This is a genomic window from Sorangium sp. So ce145 (genome assembly GCF_051525985.1).
Lineage (GTDB): Bacteria > Myxococcota_A > Polyangia > Polyangiales > Polyangiaceae > Sorangium > Sorangium cellulosum_B.
Window position 1 is genome coordinate 3,374,469 of record NZ_CP150315.1, and the last position, 18,051, is coordinate 3,392,519.

10 protein-coding genes are annotated in these 18,051 nt (G+C 71.8%); 5 read left to right on the plus strand and 5 right to left on the minus strand.

The window, feature by feature from the left end:
* Positions 1-37: 37 nt before the first annotated feature.
* Together WMF34_RS12980 and WMF34_RS12985 are read left to right on the plus strand one after the other, a co-directional pair.
* Complete coding sequence (locus WMF34_RS12980) at positions 38-3,133, plus strand: SNF2-related protein (protein ID WP_437993477.1); 3,096 nt, start codon at positions 38-40, stop codon at positions 3,131-3,133.
* Positions 3,134-3,259: 126 nt separating this feature from the next.
* Positions 3,260-3,817 carry a hypothetical protein gene (locus WMF34_RS12985; protein WP_437993478.1) on the plus strand — a complete coding sequence of 186 codons (558 nt, stop codon included), beginning with the start codon at positions 3,260-3,262 and terminating at the stop codon, positions 3,815-3,817.
* 27 nt (positions 3,818-3,844) lie between these two features.
* Here the strand turns inward: WMF34_RS12985 and WMF34_RS12990 are convergent, their stop codons facing one another.
* A complete protein-coding gene (locus WMF34_RS12990; protein ID WP_012235137.1) occupies positions 3,845-4,198 on the minus strand; it encodes a response regulator in 354 nt (117 codons plus the stop codon).
* Between the two features lie 9 nt (positions 4,199-4,207).
* Positions 4,208-5,719: a PAS domain-containing sensor histidine kinase gene (locus WMF34_RS12995; RefSeq protein ID WP_437993479.1), complete on the minus strand. Its 1,512-nt coding sequence runs from the start codon at positions 5,717-5,719 to the stop codon at positions 4,208-4,210.
* A gap of 247 nt (positions 5,720-5,966) precedes the next feature.
* Here WMF34_RS12995 and WMF34_RS13000 point away from each other — a divergent pair, with 247 nt between their 5' ends.
* From WMF34_RS13000 to WMF34_RS13010, 3 genes are all read left to right on the plus strand, one after another.
* Positions 5,967-7,556 (plus strand): SDR family NAD(P)-dependent oxidoreductase, encoded by a 1,590-nt coding sequence (locus WMF34_RS13000; RefSeq protein WP_044964751.1) that lies wholly within the window; start codon positions 5,967-5,969, stop codon positions 7,554-7,556.
* 261 nt (positions 7,557-7,817) lie between these two features.
* On the plus strand, positions 7,818-10,013 hold the full coding sequence (locus WMF34_RS13005; RefSeq protein ID WP_437993480.1) for a cation:proton antiporter domain-containing protein: 2,196 nt from the start codon (positions 7,818-7,820) through the stop codon (positions 10,011-10,013).
* A gap of 5 nt (positions 10,014-10,018) precedes the next feature.
* On the plus strand, positions 10,019-10,888 hold the full coding sequence (locus WMF34_RS13010; protein ID WP_012235141.1) for a PTS sugar transporter subunit IIA: 870 nt from the start codon (positions 10,019-10,021) through the stop codon (positions 10,886-10,888).
* A gap of 39 nt (positions 10,889-10,927) precedes the next feature.
* On the opposite strand, the gene WMF34_RS13015 is transcribed toward WMF34_RS13010, so the two are convergent.
* Genes WMF34_RS13015 through WMF34_RS13025 form a run of 3 tightly spaced genes read right to left on the minus strand, consistent with a single transcriptional unit; the run spans position 10,928 to position 17,958 of the window.
* Positions 10,928-12,067 carry a hypothetical protein gene (locus tag WMF34_RS13015; RefSeq protein WP_437993481.1) on the minus strand — a complete coding sequence of 380 codons (1,140 nt, stop codon included), beginning with the start codon at positions 12,065-12,067 and terminating at the stop codon, positions 10,928-10,930.
* 1 nt (position 12,068) lies between these two features.
* A complete protein-coding gene (locus WMF34_RS13020) occupies positions 12,069-14,882 on the minus strand; it encodes a TonB-dependent receptor domain-containing protein (RefSeq protein WP_437993482.1) in 2,814 nt (937 codons plus the stop codon).
* Positions 14,883-14,886: 4 nt separating this feature from the next.
* Entirely contained in the window at positions 14,887-17,958 is a 3,072-nt protein-coding gene (locus WMF34_RS13025; RefSeq protein WP_437993483.1) for an FHA domain-containing protein, read from the minus strand.
* Positions 17,959-18,051 lie beyond the last annotated feature (93 nt).

An 18,051-nucleotide genomic window follows, 5' to 3' on the forward strand; every position in this document is an offset into this window, starting at 1 on the left:
GAGCTCCCGCGGCCAGCCGTCGGTGTCTGGAGTCTCAGTGCAGGGTCTTCTCGAAGCCATCAGGAAAGCCTGTCTTCCGGGCCTCTGGTCCCAGGGCGTCAAGCTCGCCCGTGAGGGCGCTGCCTTCGGACGGGAGGATCGCGGCGACGCCATCGTGGTCCGCGTCAAGGCGGCCGGGCAGCCCGTTGCGCCAACCGTCACCCTCTACCCAGCGGACGCCGAGTGGACGTGCGACTGCGGTGGAAAAATCGATCCCTGCGCGCACGCTGTCGCGGCGACGCTGTCGCTCTCGCAACCGGTCGCGCAGGGCCAGCCGGCGGCGCAGGGCCAGCCGGCGGCGCAGGGCCAGCCGGCGGCGCAGGGCCAGCCGGCCGCGCAAGGGCAGCCGGCCGCGCAAGGCGGCGCGACCGCCGCGGCTACGCCGCCGGCGCGGCTGCGGTACCGGCTCCGGCGCAAGGGGCTCGTGCTCGCGCTCGAGCGGATGATCGTGCACGCGAGCGGCGCCGAGGAGCCGCTCCGGGTCTCGCTCGCCAGCCTCGCTGGCCGCGCCGTGCGGGCTCCAGCGAGCCCGGAGCGGCCGGGGCCGAGGCTGCCCGAGCTCTACCCGACGCACGAGGACCTGGCGATCGACCGCCTCGTGGGCACGAAGCAGCACGGCTACTTCCCCTCGGATCGCCAGCCCGAGCTCTTCGCGGCGCTGGCGGGCGTCGCCGACGTGGAGCTCGACGGCGCGCCCGTGCGCGTCTCCAGCGAGGCGATCGGCCCTCGCGCGGCGGTGCGCGATCACGACGATGGCGCGGCGCTCGTCGTGGAGCGGGACCCGCGCGTCGACGAGGTGATCGCGTCGGGCGTCGTGCGGTGCGGCGGCACGCTGCACCTGCTCCGGGAGATGGACCTCACGGGGCCGAAGCTCGAGCGGCTGCCGCTCCGTCGGGTGTTCCCGCGGGGGGACCTCGGCAAGCTGGTGACCGACGTCCTGCCGGAGCTGACCAAGCGCGTCCCGGTCACGATCCAGAGCCAGCGCCTGCCCCGCGCGGGCGGCGCGTCCCGGCCGCGGATCCTCCTGGAGCTCAGCCAGAAGGAGCACACGCTCTCCGTCGTGCCCAGCCTCGTCTACGGCGACCCGCCGGAGGCGCGCATCGAGAACGGCCGGCTCGTGCACCTGTCCGGCGCCGTGCCCGTCCGCGACGAGCCCGCGGAGCGCATGTTGCTGATCCGGCTGCGCGACGAGCTCCACCTCATCCCGGGCCGCCGGGTCGACTTCGATGGCGTCGAGGCGATCCGCTTCGCCTCGCGCCTCGAGTCGTGGGACGCCCGCGCCTTCGCCGACGCGCGCGGCGACATCTTCGGCAAGGCCGCGCTCGTGCCGCGCTTCGTCATCCAGGACCGGGCCTTCGACGTCGAGTTCGAGCTCTCGGCGGGGCGCGACGACGGCGCGGGCGACGAAGGCGACGGCGCCGGCGCGCCCCCGAAGCGCGCGGACGCGACGGCCGTGATCCGCGCGTGGCAGGACGGCCTGCCGCTCGTGCCGCTCCTCGGCGGCGGGTGGGCGCCGCTGCCCTCGGAGTGGCTCGACAAGTACGGCGCGCGCGTCGCCGATCTGCTCGCGGCGCGGCGCGAAGACAAGGAGGTGCCGCCCGCGGCGCTCCCGGCGCTGGCCGCGCTGTGCGACGAGATCGAGTACCCGCGCCCGTCGGGCTTCGACAAGCTCATGCCGCTGCTCGACGGCTTCGCGTCGCTCCCGGAGGCGCCGCTGCCCTCCGACCTGACCGCGACGCTGCGCCCCTACCAGCGGCGCGGCGTCGACTGGCTGTCGTTCCTGCGCGACGCGGGCCTCGGCGCGGTGCTCGCCGACGACATGGGGCTCGGCAAGACGCTGCAGACGCTCTGCTCGCTGCGCGGGCGGACGCTCGTCGTGTGCCCGCGCAGCGTCGTCCACAACTGGGCCGACGAGATCCGGCGCTTCCGCCCGGGCCTCCGGTTCGCGATCTACCACGGCACGCGGCGCGCCCTCGATCCTGCGGCCGACGTCACGCTGACGACCTACGCCGTGCTCCGCAACGACGCCGAGCTGCTCGCGGCGCAGGCCTGGGAGGCCGTGGTGCTCGACGAGGCGCAGGCGATCAAGAACCCCGACAGCCAGGCGGCGCGGGCGGCGTTCGCGCTCCGCGCCGAGCTGCGCGTGGCGCTGAGCGGCACGCCGGTCGAGAACCGGCTCGAGGAGCTCTGGAGCCTGCTCCACTTCACGAACCGCGGCCTCCTCGGCGGGCGGAGCGCCTTCCAGGAGCGCTACGGCCGGCCGATCGCCGAGGGCGTGCAGGGCGCCGCCGCCGAGCTGCGGCAGAAGATCCGCCCCTTCGTGCTGCGGCGGCTGAAGGGCGAGGTGGCGCCGGAGCTGCCGCCGCGATCGGAGATGGTGCTCTACTGCGAGCTCGAGGAGGCAGAGCGCGAGCTCTACGATGCGGTGCGCGCGGCCACCCGCAAGGACGTGGTGGAGAAGCTCGCGGAGGGGGCGAGCGTCATGGCGGCGCTGGAGGCGCTGCTCCGCCTGCGCCAGGCGGCCTGCCATCCGGCGCTGATCCCGGGATCGAGCGCCGGCGGCGCGGCGCCGGCGGCGCGGAGCGCGCCCTCCTCCAAGGTGACGCGGCTGATCGAGGCGCTCGAGGAGTGCGTCGCGGACGGCCACAAGGCGCTCGTGTTCTCGCAGTGGACCTCGCTGCTCGACCTCGTCGAGCCGCACCTCGGCGCGGCGGGGATCCCGTGGAGCCGCCTCGACGGCGGGACGCGCGACCGCGCCGGGGTGGTCAACGAGTTCCAGTCGCCGGGCGGCCCGCCGGTGATGCTCATCTCGCTCAAGGCGGGCGGCACCGGCCTGAACCTGACCGCGGCGGATCACGTCTTCCTGCTCGATCCCTGGTGGAACCCGGCGGTCGAAGATCAGGCGGCCGATCGAGCCCACCGTATCGGACAGCACCGGCCGGTGATGGTCCACCGGCTCGTCGCCAAGGACACGGTGGAGGAGGGGATCCTCGCGCTGCAGGAGCGGAAGCGCGCGATCGCGGGCGCCGCGCTGGGCGAGGCGGACAGGGCGGCCTCGCTGACGCGGGAGGATCTGCTCGCGCTGCTGGGGTAGCGCACGTCGCTCGCGGCCTTCCGCGCGGCGCTCCCCGTCGTGTCGCTCGCGGGGCGGGCGCATCGCCGCGGCCTCCGGCGGTGCACGCGTTGCGCGCGTTGAGGCGCCATGGGATGAGCGGGTGTGATGCGAACGTTCATCCTCCCCCTCGCCGCGCTGCTGGCGCCGCTCGCCGCGTGCACCGTCAACGGTCCGCGCGAGCCGGCGCCCGAGCCGTCATCACCCGTGGAGCCCCCGGAGCCGGTGTCCACCGCGGCGCCGAGCGCGCCCGCGCCGCAGGCGTCTGCCACGGTCACCGCGACGACCCAGGCGCCGGCCACGACAGCGCGGACCGCGACCACCGCGCCCGGCGAGGAAGCGCTGTTCGGCACATGGAGCTCCGCCGCGTGCGGTCCGCGCAAGTACGAGCGCCGGCTCTCCCTCGCGAAGGACGGCAGCTTCGTCGCCGAGGATCGCGTCTCTCCCTGCCCGCCGAACGTGGCGTGCGTCTGGTCGGGCATCGTCCATCGCAAGGGGGCGTTCAAGCGCGCAGACAGCACGCTCCTGCTCTCGGTCTCCGAAGGGTCGCAGGGGCCTGGAGCTCACCCGTTCCCGACCACGCTCACCCTCGATCCTTCGACGGGCGCCCTCGCCGAGACCGGAGAAGGCGGCGCTTTCTGCCCCTACGCGCCCGCCGGCAAGTAGCGTCCTCTCTGCGCGAGCGCGCCGCTCTCAGCACCCGCACGCCTTCTGGACCGCTCCAAGGAGCGCCTCGTAGCGGATCGGCTTCCTGAGCAAGGGTGTTCCGGGCGGCGGGGACGTGATCGACGCGGCCGACAGGACGACGACCGGGATGCCCGCGAACCGCGCGTCGCGCCGCATCCGGTCGATCAACTCCACACCGTCCATGACGGGCATCAACAGGTCGACGAGCATCATATTCGGCCGCTCGCCGCGCTCGAGCAGCGCGAGCGCCTCCGCGCCGTTTCCAGCCGTCATGACGCTGTAAGCACCGTCTTCCTCCAGCGCATCGCGGAGCGAGATCTGAATATCCTCGTTGTCCTCCACCAACAGGATGTGCTTCATCGTGTCAGCTTAAGGAGATTTGGTCTCGGTGTCATCGAGGTTCCCACGTTGTCGAGGCAACTCCACAGTAAAGGTCGACCCGACGTCAGGTTCACTCGCGACGGACACCGTCCCACCCATGGCCCCGACGACCTGCCGCACGATCCACAGCCCGAGCCCGAGCCCGCCGTAGTGCCGCTCCGAGACCGCGCGCTCGAACTGGTTGAAGATGATGGCTTGCTGCTCGGGCGCGATGCCGATGCCCTGGTCCGCGATCGTGAGCCACGCGCGGACATCGCTTGACCACACGGTGATCGTGATCGGACGCCCGCGGCCGTATTTGAGCGCATTGGTGAGGAGGTTGTTCACCACCTGGTCGAGGCGCCTGCGATCCCAGCCGCCCGTGGCGTCGGCGGCGAGCTGGAGCGACATCGAGTTCTTGGCGAGGTCGTATTTGTGCTGCTCGACCACCTCGCACACGACCTCCGCGAGGTCGACCTCCTGTATCTGAAGCTCGATCCGTCCAGCGGCGATGCGCGAGACGTCGAGCAGGTCGGAGACCAGCCGTTCCAGGCGATCGATCTGCCGCTCCACCACCGATAGCTTGATGACCAGGCGCTCGGGCGTGAGGCGGTCCGCGCGCGCGGCGCGCGCCGCGCGCAGCACGCTCTCCACCTCGGCGCGCAGCGGCGTGATCGGCGTCTTGAGCTCATGGGCCGCGACGGCGAGGAAGATCTCTCGCGCCCTCACGGCCTCTCGCGCCTGCTGGAGCATCACCTCGCGCTCCTCGGCCGCGATCTTCTGCTCCTGGATGTCGGTGCAGGTGCCGAACCACTTCACGATCCGCCGGGTCGTGTCGTGCAGGGGCAACCCGCGCACGAGGAACCAGCGGTAGACCCCGTCGCTGCGCCGAATTCGGTACTCGATCTCGTAGGCGTCTCCGCTGGCGAAGCTCTCCTTCCAGCGCGCCACGACCCGCGCCGCGTCCTCGGGGTGGATGGCGGCCGTCCAGGCCGCGCCGCTGGGCAGACGCTCGCCGACGTACTCCGCGAAGCGCCGGTTGACGTAGTCGAACTCCCCGTCCGGCGTCGCGGTCCATACGAGCTGGGGAATGGCCTCCGCGAGCGCCTCCCGCGTGCTCTCGTAGAGCGCCGAGAGCTGGCGGTTCAGCTCCTCCCGGCGGAGCTCGTCCTCGCGTGTGATGCGCGCCGCGCCCGCCAGCGCGACCACCTTGGGGAGCAGCGGAAAGAGCAGGATCGCGGTGCCGACGGAGGCGATCGCCGTGATGGCCCGGAGGGCCCCATCCAGCCAGTACAACGGCTGCCAGATGACCCACACATCCATGAAGTGCGTGAACCCACAGGCAACGATGAAGGTGCCGAACGCGAGGTACACCCACTGGAAGGGGATGTCCCGGATGCGCCGGACCAGGTGGACGAGGGTCAGGGAGATCGAGAGATAGGCGAAGCCGATCGCCAGGTTGGTGACGACCTGCAGCCAGACCATGCCCGGCTGCCAGAAGTAGCAATGGCCATGGGGCATGAATTCCGTCGCGAACAGACTGTGTGGCGACTCGAGCATGAGATCCTCTGCTGGCGTTTCCGAGGGCCCAGGGTGATGTGCGGGCGTAGTGTACAATCGTCAGCCGGCGAACAGGACGCGGCTCGCGCGACTCGCCACGGGGCTCTGGGCGCGGAGCGGCGCGATACGGGTAGAAGCGTGCCGGCAGGACCCGAGGCGCCGCCGCGGTTCGCGCGCGGTCCCCCGCGTGCTATGCACGCACGCTTCGATGAGTCCCGACCGCGAAGCCGCCGGCGCAGGCCGGCCGTTCACTGCCGCCGATCTCGACGCCTGCCTCAAGGTGCTGGAGGCCCTGGCCCTCGATCGCGCGCAGCTCGCCGCCATCAGCTCCGAGGACCGCCGCCGGCTCCTCCTGGCCGCCGGTCGCGTCTCGCGCCCCGAGCGCGCCGAGCAGCGAGAGCTCGCCAGGGCGTTCCGCAAGCGCGACCGGCACGCGCAGAGGTCCGCCGACGCCGCCCTGCTCGATGCGGTCGGCATCCGCGTCGCCCGTCGAGAGCCGGTGTTCCGCACGCCGGACGCGCTCGCCCCGGCCGCGCCCCCGCTGTCGTGGGCCGACCCCGCCGAGGAGCCCGCGTCGCCGCCCGAGGCCACCGAGGGGCCCGGGCCGACGGCCGAGCCGGGCGCGCCGGAGCTCGCGCGGCCGCGCAAGTGTTACGTCTGCAAGGCCGAGTTCCGCAAAGTCCACTTCTTCTACGACGCGATGTGCGCCGCGTGCGGCGACTTCAACTACCGCAAACGCAGCCAGACCGCGCCGCTCGACGGCCGCGTCGCGCTCGTCACGGGCGCGCGCGTCAAGATCGGTTATCAGGCGGCGATCATGCTCCTCCGCGCCGGCGCGCGGGTCATCGTCACGACCCGCTTTCCGCACGACGCCGCCCGCCGCTTCTCGGCGGAGCGCGACTTCGACGCCTGGGGATCACGGGTCGCGATCTACGGCCTCGATCTCCGGCACACGCCGAGCGTCGAGCTCTTCACGCGCCACCTCCTCCACACGCTCGACCGGCTCGATTTCATCATCAACAACGCCTGCCAGACCGTGCGGCGACCGCCGGGCTTCTACGGCCACCTCATCGAGGGCGAGACCGCGCCGGTCCGCTCCCTCCCGCAGGGCGCTCAACCCCCGCTCCGCGAGTACGACGCGCTCCGCGCGAGCGGCACGCTCCCCCTCGTCGCCGGCGCCGACCCCGGCGCGGGCCTGCGCGAGCCCGCCTTGCTCTCCCAGATCCCGGCTCCGGGCGATGAGCGCCTCGACGAGCTGCTCTTCCCCCAGGGGCGCTACGACGCCGATCTCCAGCAGGTCGATCTCCGGACGCTGAACAGCTGGCGGCTCACCCTCGCCGAGGTCCCGACCGTCGAGATGCTCGAGGTGCAGCTCGTCAACGCGGTCGCCCCCTTCGTCCTGAACTCCCGGCTGAAGCCGCTCATGATGCGACGGCCCACGTTCGACAGGCACATCGTCAACGTCTCGGCGATGGAGGGGCAGTTCTACCGCCGTTACAAGACGGACAGGCACCCTCACACCAACATGGCGAAAGCCGCGCTCAACATGATGACGCGCACGTCCGCGCCCGATTATGTGAAGGACGGCATCTTCATGAACAGCGTCGATACCGGGTGGGTCACCGACGAGGACCCCGCGGCGCTCGCCGCGCGCAAGCTCGAGGAGCACGGCTTTCATCCGCCGCTCGATATCGTCGACGGCGCCGCCCGCATCTGCGACCCCATCTTCTCCGGGCTGCTCAGCGGCCAGCACGCGTACGGCCAGTTCTTCAAAGACTACATGCCCACCGATTGGTAGCCGCCGCCGCGCCCGCCAGGGCGCGCTCCTCCGCTCGACAACCGCCCGCGAGAGGCACCCGGCGGCGAGCTGGTCCGGGTGGGCGCGCGCGCCCGCTCGCGCGGTGCACCTGCTCGCTCGCTCGGACTGCCTGACGCGCCGTCTGCGCGCCTCCGACGTCCTGTTCAGGCCGTTTGACGCTGCGCATCCCTTTCTTGACAGTCGAGACAGCCCGCTGATAAGCGATAACTTAACACTTACCACCAGGAGGGAGCGCTCGGCATGGAGATCCTGATCCACAACCCGCTGAGCCGCTTCCTCATCCAGGCGTTCTTGATCATCGCCTGCTCGCGGCTCGTGGGCCTGGTGGCTCGCCGGATGGAGCAGCCGATGGTCATCGCCGAGGTCACGGCGGGCATCCTGCTCGGCCCGTCGCTGTTCGGCTGGCTCTTCCCCGATACGTCGGCGGCCCTGTTCGCAAGCGATTCGCTGCCGCTCCTGAAGCTGGTGAGCGAGGTCGGCCTCATCGTCTTCATGTTCCTCATCGGGCTGGAGCTCGATCCGAAGCTCTTGCGCGGGCGCGGTCACGCCTCGGTCATCATCAGCCACACGAGCATCGTCGTGCCGTTCGGGCTGGGCGGGCTCCTCGCGCTCTACCTGTATCCGCGGCTCTCCGACAGCTCCGTCCCGTTCTCGTCGTTCACGCTGTTCATGGGCGTGGCCATGAGCATCACGGCGTTCCCGGTGCTCGCGCGCATCCTCACCGAGCGGCGCCTGCTGCGCACGAAGGTCGGCGCTCTCACCATCACGTGCGCCGCCGTCGACGACGTGACCGCCTGGTGCATCCTCGCGTTCGTCGTCTCGATCGCGCGCGCCACGGGGCTCGTGGGCGCCGTCTGGACCACCGTCTTCGCCGTCGCCTACATCGCCGGCATGCTGTTCGTGGTCCGCCCCTTCCTCGTCCGGCTCGGCGAGCGCGGCTCCAGCAAGGAAGGGCTCTCGCAGGACCTCGTCGCCGTCACGCTCCTCCTGCTCATCGTGTCGAGCTGGATGACCGAGATGATCGGCATCCACCCGCTGTTCGGGGCCTTCATGCTCGGCGCGATCATGCCGAAGGGCACCGGCTTCGCGCAGAGCCTCGCCGAGAAGCTCGAGGACTTCGCCGTGGTCTTCCTGCTCCCGCTGTTCTTCGCCTACAGCGGCCTGCGCACGCACATCGGGCTGCTCAACTCGGCCGACGGCTGGATGATGTGCGGCCTCATCATCCTGGTCGCCTGCCTCGGCAAGTTCGGCGGTAGCACCGTGGCCGCCCGCCTCACCGGCCAGGGCTGGCGGGAGGCCAGCGCGCTCGGCATCCTCATGAACACCCGCGGCCTGATGGAGCTCATCGTCCTGAACCTCGGGCTCGATCTGGGCATCATCTCGCCCAAGCTGTTCACGATGATGGTGCTCATGGCGCTGGTCACCACCTTCATGACCACGCCGCTCCTGCGCTGGATCTACCCGCCGGAGGAGCTCGCCAAGGAGCTCGCCGACGTGCCGGAGCGGACGCCTCTGCCCACGGCGGCAGAGGTGTTCACCGTGCTCATGTGCGTCTCCTACGAGCGCTCCGGCCCTGGCATGGTGACGCTCGCGAGCGCCCTCGCCGGCACCGGCCCCGAGGCGAGGCGCCTCTACGCGCTGCGCCTCATCCCGCCGACCGATCGCGGCTCGTTCTACCTCGACCAGGGGCCCGAGCGGCAGGGGGCGGCCGCGCTCACGCCGCTCCTGTCGCGGGCCAAGGAGCTGGGCGCCGAGGTCCGGCCGCTCTCCTTCGTCTCGCCCAAGCCGAGCCACGACATCTGCAACGTCGCCGACGTGAAGCAGGCCGACCTCGTGCTGCTCGGCTGGCACAAGCCGATCCTCAGCCAGACCGTGCTCGGCGGCACCGTCTACGAGGTCATGCGCGGCGCTCACACGGACGTCGGCGTGCTCATCGACCGCGGGCTCGCCGCGGTCCGGAAGCTGCTCGTGCCCTTCCACGGCACGTTGCACGACAGGGCGGCGCTCGCGCTGGCCCGCCGGCTCGCGCAGCAGGTCGGCGCCGACGTCACCATCCTCCACGTGGTCAAGCCGAAGCGCGGGTCCGACGACACGCTCGGCGCGCAGCGGACGGTCGACGAGGTGTTCGAGGGCGAGGAGGGCGGCGCGCTGCAGAAGTCCAAGGTGCTCCTCAAGGTGGTGGAGCACGACTCCCCCGCGGACGCGGCCCTCGAGGAGGCGAAGCGCGGCTACGATCTCGTCCTCGTCGGCGTCGGGCCCGAGTGGGGCCTCGCGCAGCGCCGGTTCGGCATCCGCGCCGAGCATGTCATCCAGGGGTGCCCGACCTCGCTGCTCGTCGTGCGCCACCACGAGCCCGCCGCCGTGTCCGCCCGGGCCACGGCGCCCGTCCCGAAAGTCCTCCCGACCCCCCTCGCGGTCGAGCCCGATCGCTCCTGAACCCCATGCCAGCGATGTCCGACGCTGACGGCGCCGCGCGCGCCCGCGCGGTCGCCGAGTTCGGGGCCACGCTGCGGCTCCTCCGCGTCGAGGCGGGCCTGAGCCTGCGCGCGCTCGCGCACCGCATCGGCGTCTCCAGCGCCTACCTGAGCCGCGTCGAGCATGGGCACGACGCCATCCCCACGCCCGACCGGCTCACGGCGATCGCGGGCGCGCTCGATCTCCCGCCGGCGGTGCTCCTCGAGCTCGGCCATCAGGTCGAGCCGCTCGTCTCGCGCTACCTCGAGCGCGTCCCGTCGGCGAAGGCGCTCTGCGTGGAGCTCGCGCGGCGCAACCTCAGCGGCCCGCAACTCGCGCGCGTCAAGGCGTTCATCGACGCCGAGTTCCCGGCGAGCGCGGCCTTCGGGGGGCGGCCCGCGCGGCGGCTCTGCGAGCTGCTCACGCCCGAGCGCGTCGTGCTGCACCTCTCGTGCGCGGACATCGAGGACGTCATCGACGTCGCGGCGTCCCGGCTGGCGCCCCCCGGCAGCGTGCTCGCGGCGAGCACGCTCGCCCAGGAGATCCTGCGGCGTGAGCGCGAGTCGCCCACGGCGCTCGGCAACGGCGTCGCGGTCCCGCACGCGATCGTCCCCGGCGCGTGCCTGGCGGCCGTGCTCGCGACGCTGGCCGAGCCGCTCGCGGTGCCGACGCCGGGCGGGGCGCCGCTCCGGTTGTTCGTCGTCCTCGTCTGCGCCGAGGGGGGCCGCGCGCACCTGGAGCTGCTCGCCCAGGCGGCCAGGCTCGCCAGGCTCGGGGCCGCCGACGCGCTGTGCGCCGCGCGCGACCCCGCGCAGCTCATCGAACAGCTCGCGCAGATCGAAGCGGGCTGCGGCTGATCGCTGCGGCCCCCGCCGCGGCGGGCCGCGGGGCCGCCGTCACTCGACGCGGATGCGGCGCTGCACCACGGACGAGCCGCCGCGCGCGTCGCGCAGGACCGCGGTGATCGTGGCGACGCCCGGCTCGGCAGGCGGGATCCACGCCACGGCGTGATCGCCGATGTACCCCTCCTTCGCGTCGCTCACGAGCTTGATGCCCCCGTCGAGATCGCCCAGATCGGCGAAGTAGTCGACCCAGACGATCTCCTTTAGCTTCTGGTGCTGCGCGCTGGGATCGCTCTCCGCCACCGTGTCGGGGTCGACGATCGCGTCGAGCTCGTAGGCGTCGCACTCGACGAACGGATCCTCCGCGCTGCAGCCGGCCTCGCGCCGCGCCTCCGCGCTCACGCGGCAGCGCTGGACGGTGGGGATGTCGGCGAAGTCCTCTGGCAGGGGCTCGCCGTCGAGCGTGAGCCCCTGCACCTCCGGGTTCGCGTTCTCGAGATCCCCCTCGAAGGCGTAGATCTGCGTGTAGCCGGGCACGAAGCTGTCCGGGCCGAGCCGGCGCCCGCCGCTGAAACAGGCGACGGGGAACGTCCCGGCGCGGCCGGTGCCCTGGTCCTCCACGAGACCGAGCTCCCCGGTGCAGGCGACGAAGAAGACGAACGCGCTCCCGAAGGCCGGACCCCCGGTGGCGGGCGGCTTGCGGCCGGCGAGGATGTCGTCGCTGATCGTGATCGTGTAGGTGTCCCCGAAGCCGGGGCGCACCCCGTTGAGGTCGGGCAGCGGGACGGTCGGGTCGCCTCGCTCCACCCACGCCTCGATCTCGGAGGCGATGCCCTCGAGCTGCGCGTAGCAGCCGTAGTAGTCGTCCCCGACGGGGTTCTCGCACCCGCCGAACCAGTAGACCGAGACAGGGCGCGACCCGTCCTCGGGGCCGCCCAGCCCGTCCTGGTAGTGGATCCGGAAGGTGACTTGGTCTCCGCGTTTGGCGTACGGCTTGTCGGCGACCACCGCGAAGACGCGGAGCCCGCTCACGAGGCTCGGCGGATCGAAGCCCGCGACGCACCCCGAGGCGATCGCCGGCGACGCGATCGCCGCGAGCGCGAGCGTCCCCAGCACCGCGCGCCGCCACCGGCGCCCGCGGCGCTCGGGACGCTCGCGCTTCACCGCGCCGTTCATCGCCTGCGCCCCGCGCATCTCAGAACTCTCCTCGCATCCCGAAGCTCGGCAGGATGGGCAGCCCGGTGACGTACTGTCGGGCTGTATAGTTGTAATTGTACTGAATCGCTTCGCTGTTCGCGTTGTTGTAGACGTTCTGCACGTCGAGGTAGGCCGAGAGCCGCCAGGTCTTGAACTTCCACGTCTTGTCCAGGCGCAGATCGAGCTGGTGGAACGCCGGGAGCCGCTCGCTGTTCGGGCCGGAGAACGGGATGGGCGTGTACGTCCCGGTGGGCGCGTAGAAGAGCGCGTTGGTGCGGTACGGGTCGCAGCTCTGCTCGTTGACGTTGCACACGTTGGGCGTGACCAGGTTGCCGGAGACGAGCCGGAACCGGGCGCCGAACTCCCAGCCGTCGCCCAGGCGGTAGCTGCCGAGCACCGTCAGGATGTGGGTCTGATCGAAGGAGACGAGCCGCTCCGGCTCGCCGGGCTCCGGCACCCGCGTGCTGCGGGACAGCGTGTACGCGGCCCAGCCGAAGAAGCGATCGTCGGGCTTGTACTTGAGCAGGAACTCGCCGCCGATGACCCTGCCCGAGCCGACGTTCTGGTAGTCGAGCTGGATCGACCCGGGCCGGTTCACGCCGACGACGAGCTCGTCGAGCTGCTTGTAGAACCCCTCCGCCGACGCCTCGATGTGCCGGGTCAGCTCCTGCTCGACGCCGGCCGCGTAGTGCAGCGCCCGGGTCGACTTCAGGCCGGGGTTGCCGAGCGGCGGGATCACCTCCTGGAACTGCGGCGGCTGATGGAACACCCCGAGGCCGCCCTTCACCGTGGTCCGCGGGAACCCGGGGACGACGTCGAAGCGCCCGTTCACGCGCGGGCTCACGGTGACCTGCTGGTTCAGGTCCTGGTAGTCGAGGCGCAGGCCCGGGACGATCTTCGCCCGAGGGGTCGGGGCGAGCTCGAGCTCGGCGTACGCCGCGGGGTAGAAGAACTCGCCGTCACGCGAGACCTCCTGGAGGGTGCGCGTCGAGAACGGCTGGTTCGGCGGCTCGCCGGGGCGGTTCGGCCCGGGGGCGCGGAGGTTCACGGCGTAGAGGCCGGCGAAGACGTCGAGCCCCGCGTTGAAGACCGTGCCCTTCGAGATGCGCCGCGCGTACTCGAGGCGGCCGGAGATCGTCTTGAGATCGAGCTGGAAGTAGATCGGCCCGATCCCGAAATCGGCGTCGTCGCGCGCGATCGCGAGCACGCCGTCGAGCCGGTCCTTGTCGGTCAGCTCGTGATCGTAGCGCAGCTGGAGCCGCTGAAACGCCGTGTGCAGCCCGACGTTGCCGGAGAGGGCCGGCTCGTTGGGCGCCGGGTCGCTGAGCAGCAGCTCGAGGGCGTCGTCGGAGCCGAAGAACGTGAGGCGGAGCCGCGCGGAGGGCGTGGGCTCGGTCTCGAGGAGGACCTGGTAGTCGTAATAGACCGGCGCCTGCGTGACGCCTGCGCCCGCGGCCTCGAGCACGGGGCCGAACGACTCGCCGATGTAGCTCCGCCGTCCTGCCACCATGAAGCGGGTGTTCTCGAGGAACGGCACGGGGCCCTCGAGCAGGACGCGCGCGTCGATGAGGTCCATCTGCGCGAGGCCGTGGAGCTTGCCGTCCTCCTTGGGGGAGCGGAGGGCGACGTCGACGATGCCGCCCTGCACCCGGCCGTACTTGGCGCTGAAGTTGCCAGGGTAGAAGTCGATCCGATCCAGCATCTCGGTCGGCACGACCGAGGAGAGGCCGCCGAAGTGGTAGATGAGCGGCACCTGCGTGCCGTCGACGAAGGTCTGCGTGTCCTGCGGGCCGGAGCCGCGGACGATGAGCAGCCCCGCGATGCTGGGCGGGCGGGCGACGCCCGGCAGGTTCTGCAGCGAGCGCAGGGCGTCGCCGTTCGTGCCGGGGATGCGGTTGATCTCGCGCTGCTCGATCGTGCGCTTCGTGACCTCGCGCGGCGGCCGCTTGCCGCGGACCGTGACCTCGAGGCCGTCGCCTTGCGGCAGGAGCCGGTACTTCACCTCGAGCTGCTCCCCGGGGGCGAGCGCCTCCTCGACGGAGAGCGGCTCGAAGCCGGGCGCCGCGATGGTGACCTGGTAGCGCCCCGGCGGCAGCGCGGCGAAGGCGAAGGCGCCGCCCTCGTCGGTCGTGAGCTCTGGCGGCGCGGCGGGCGTCGCTGCGCCCGCGCCCGCGACGCGCGCGACCGAGACGGTGGCGCCGGCGAGCGGGACGTCGCCTCCGCTGGCGAGCACGGTGCCGCGCAGGCTCTCGGCGGACCTCGCGGGCTCGCCGGCGGCCGGCGGCGGCGAGGCCGTCTTCAGGGTGAACGAGTAGCGGTACAGGATGCGGGCCGGGGCGGGGGTCCCGTCCGCGCGGCGGGCGGGCTCGAACTCGAGCTTCTGGGCCGCGGCCAGCGCCGACTCATCGAACCCGTGTCCCGCGCTCTCGACGACGACGGCGTGCTTCACGCGCCCGTCGCGGTCGATGTCGAGCTGCAGGGTGACCGACGCTTCGCGCCCCTGCTTCTCGGCCTCCGGCGGGTACTCCGGGGGCGTGTAGTTGAGCGCCCGCGGCGGCGTCGCCTTCACCGCCGGCGCGGCCGTGGGAGCAGGCGGCGTGACGATCGCGCCGCCCGGGCCTCGGGGCACGGCCGCCCCGCCCTCGGGCGCCTGCGGCGCCGCCTGCCCGTCCTGGCGTTGCTGTTGCGCCCGCGCCTGGGAGGGCCAGAGGGCGGCGAGCAGCGAGAGGAGCACCGCGGCGGCCGGCCTGCGAGCGCCGCGCGCGCGCCGGTCATCGATGCGGATGGAAGCGGCGGGCTCCTGCGTGGTCACGACGTCACACCGGGTCGCGCCGCTTCAGCACCGCGCAGAGCGTGACGAGGATGATGAACGTCATGCCGGCGAGCACCGCATAGGGCATCCAGGTCTGATCGTACGTGGTGAAGCCCCACGCGCCCGCGTAGTTGTCGGCCGCCATCTGCGCGATGGCGCACTTGAACTTGCCGCCCTCGATGAAGTCCGCGGCGCTCGTGTCGGTGCGGTGCAGATCGATGACCCACGCTGGATCCTCCGCGGTCGCGAGCCGCTCCGGCGCGATCGCGCCCTCGAAGCCCCAGCGGGCCGGGATGATGTACATGAGCGGCCGGAGGTGCGGCACGGTCGTCATCGGCACCATGAGCCCCCCGAGGACGACCTGGGGGATGAGCGCGATCGGCGTGAGCGCCATCGCCGCCTCGGACGAGGCGACCACCGTGGAGAGGAGGAGCCCCAGCGCGACGGCGCTGAGCGAGGTGGCGGTCAGCGCGGCGAGCTGCATGCCGAACGCCTGCATGCCGCCGTGGAAGCCCAGGGCGAAGAACACGATCGCGAGCAGGACGGTGCACTGGACGAGGCAGAAGCCGGCGAGCAGCAGGTACTTGGAGAGCACGTAGTTGACGAGCCCCAGGTTGACCATGCGCTCGCGGAGGTAGATTGCCCGCTCGCTGACGATCTCGCGGGCCGCGTTCGAGGTCCCGAACCAGACCGCGGCGACGACGAGGAAGAAGATCGCCGCGGTGTGGTCGGTGGTGACCTCCATGCCCTTGATGACGTCGGTGCTCTGGTCCGCGCCGCCGGCGCGGCGCCCGAGCTCCTGGAGCGCGCCGAGGCACCACGCCGGGATCGCCTTCTCCTGCCCGCCGAAGACGATCGCGAGCAGGATGCCGATGATCGGGGCCTGGAGGAGCATGATCAGGGTGCCGCCGATGTCGCGCTTCTTCACCTTGAAGTAGCGCGACAGGAGCAGGCCGAGCTGCCCCTTGGTCGTGGCGCGCCCGGCCGGGATGCCGCGCTGCCCCTGACCGGTGCCGATCTCGCGCCGGCCGGAGTACATCCGGCGGTACGTCGGGTTGCCGTCGCTGAAGAACTCCTTGCGCCACTCGATGGCGGCGAGCTTCCTGGCGTCGCCGCGCGACGCGTTCGGGTTCCGCGCGCGGAGCTGATCGAAGATGGGCCGCTCGCGGAGCGCGAGCATCTCGAACATGTCGCGCGGGTTGTCGACGTCGTTCTGCTGGCCGTGCCGCTCCTTCCAGCTGCCGAAGAAGCGGTACGCGTCGGGCCGGGTCGGCCCGAAGAACATCGGGATGCCGCCGTAGCCCAGGATGAGCGCGTGGCTGAACTTCTCGAACTCGTCCTTCGCCGGCTGGTGGATCGTCATGATGATCGTCTTGCCGGTGGCCTTCGTGAGGTCATGCAGCAGGCTGATCAGCGCGGTCGTGTCGTCGGCGGCGAGGCCCGAGGTCGGCTCGTCGAGGAAGAGGATGACCGGATCGGTGACGAGCTCGAGCGCGATGTTGACGCGCTTGCGCTGCCCGCCCGAGAGGATCTTGTTCTCGGGCTTGCCGATCTGGAGGTTCTTGACGCCCTCGAGGCCGAGATCCTTGATCGTCTGCTCGACGCGGGCGTCGATCTCGGCCTCGGTGTAGTCGGGCGGGAGGCGGAACTTCGCGCTGTAGCGGACGGCCTCGAAGACGGTGAGCTCCGGGTGGACGAGATCGTCCTGCGGCACGTAGCCGATGGAGCCGCGGAGCGTGTCGTAGATGTTGTAGAGGTCCTCGCCGTTGATGCGGACGACGCCGCTCGTCGGCGGCAGGTAGCCGTTCAGCGTGAGCAGCAGCGTCGTCTTGCCGGCGCCCGACGGCCCCATGAGCGCGATCATGTCGCCCGGCAGCGCCTTGAACGACACGTTGTCGAGCAGGGTCTTCTGCTCGTTCGGGTTGTCCCGGTCGGGGACCTGGAGGGCGAGGCTCCACGCCTCGATCTCGTAGAGCGGGCGCCCTGCCCACCGATCGGCGGAGTACTCCTCCTGGACGACCTCGACGGCGCCCGCGCCCCCCATCTCGATCTGGAGGGGCATGGGCCCGATGTAGATCTTCTCGCCGCTCTGGACGGCGATCTTCTGGCCGGGCGCGATGCGGTTGCCGCGGACGTAGGTCCCGTTCGCGCTGCCGCGATCCTCGACGTAGAGCTGCCCGTTGATCGAGTGCAGGAGCGCGTGGTGGCTCGACACCTGGGGGTGGGCGAGCACGATGTCGTTGTCGGGCGTGCGGCCGATCTTCTTGACGTTCGATCCGCCGCCGGAGAAGTCGAGCTGGCCGAGGACCGTCTTGTTCTTCCTCCCGGGCGCGCCGGCGGCGGGCACCGAGGACGCCGCGTGCGCGGGCTGCTGCGGCGGCGCGTAACCGCCGGCGACGCCTGGCGGCGCGTAACCCCCGGCGCCGGGCTGCTGCGGCGGCGCGTAGCCGGAAGCGGCAGGCTGCGGCGGCAGGACGCTCGCCGCGTGCGGGGCGCCGGAGGCGGCCGGCAGCGCGGATTGCCGGGCGGCCTGCGCGAGCTGGACGAGCAGGCTGATCTGGACCGGGACGGGCCCGAAGGCGACGGCGCCTTGCGGATCGATGGGCGTCGGCGAGCCAGCGGCGATGCGCTGCGCGCCCACGTACGTGCCGCTCGTCGAGTTGTGGTCGATGACCATCATGCGATCGAGCGTGACGGTCGCGTGCTGGCTCGAGACGCTCGGGTGCTGGAGCACCAGGGAGGCGCGCCCGGGGTCTCGTCCGATCACGACCTGGCCGGGCGCGGGCGCGAGGCTCCCGGGCGACGCCAGCATCAGCGTGATGGCCGGATGGTTCAGCGGGACCGGCGTCTGCGCGACCACGAACTGGGTGCGGAAGTCGAACGGGACCTGCTCTCCCGGCGAGAGGGGCCGCCCGTTCGCCGACGCCGGCCCTTGCCCGCAGGAGAAGAGCAGCTTGCCACCCCCGTGGTTGACGATGCGCGCGTGCTCGGGCAGGACGCCGGGAGCGACGAGCACCACATCGCAGGTGGGGGCGCTGCCGATCGTGATGCTTTGTTTGCCTAGCCCCGGGATCATGCGGGCCGCGTTTCACCACAGGCCGTCGGGGAGGGCAAGGGAAGAGGCGCGTCCCGTGCGCCGCCTCTCGCCACGCTGGCGCGGCGCCGCTCG

Bases quoted from the DNA above. Each gene is read 5' to 3' on its own strand.
- WMF34_RS13010 (WP_012235141.1), top strand. From the start codon at position 10,019: ATGCCAGCGATGTCCGACGCTGACGGCGCCGCGCGCGCCCGCGCGGTC.
- WMF34_RS12995 (WP_437993479.1), bottom strand. From the start codon at position 5,719: ATGCCCCATGGCCATTGCTACTTCTGGCAGCCGGGCATGGTCTGGCTG.
- WMF34_RS13005 (WP_437993480.1), top strand. From the start codon at position 7,818: ATGGAGATCCTGATCCACAACCCGCTGAGCCGCTTCCTCATCCAGGCG.
- WMF34_RS12985 (WP_437993478.1), top strand. From the start codon at position 3,260: ATGCGAACGTTCATCCTCCCCCTCGCCGCGCTGCTGGCGCCGCTCGCC.
- WMF34_RS13015 (WP_437993481.1), bottom strand. From the start codon at position 12,067: ATGCGCGGGGCGCAGGCGATGAACGGCGCGGTGAAGCGCGAGCGTCCC.
- WMF34_RS13025 (WP_437993483.1), bottom strand. From the start codon at position 17,958: ATGATCCCGGGGCTAGGCAAACAAAGCATCACGATCGGCAGCGCCCCC.
- WMF34_RS12990 (WP_012235137.1), bottom strand. From the start codon at position 4,198: ATGAAGCACATCCTGTTGGTGGAGGACAACGAGGATATTCAGATCTCG.
- WMF34_RS13000 (WP_044964751.1), top strand. From the start codon at position 5,967: ATGAGTCCCGACCGCGAAGCCGCCGGCGCAGGCCGGCCGTTCACTGCC.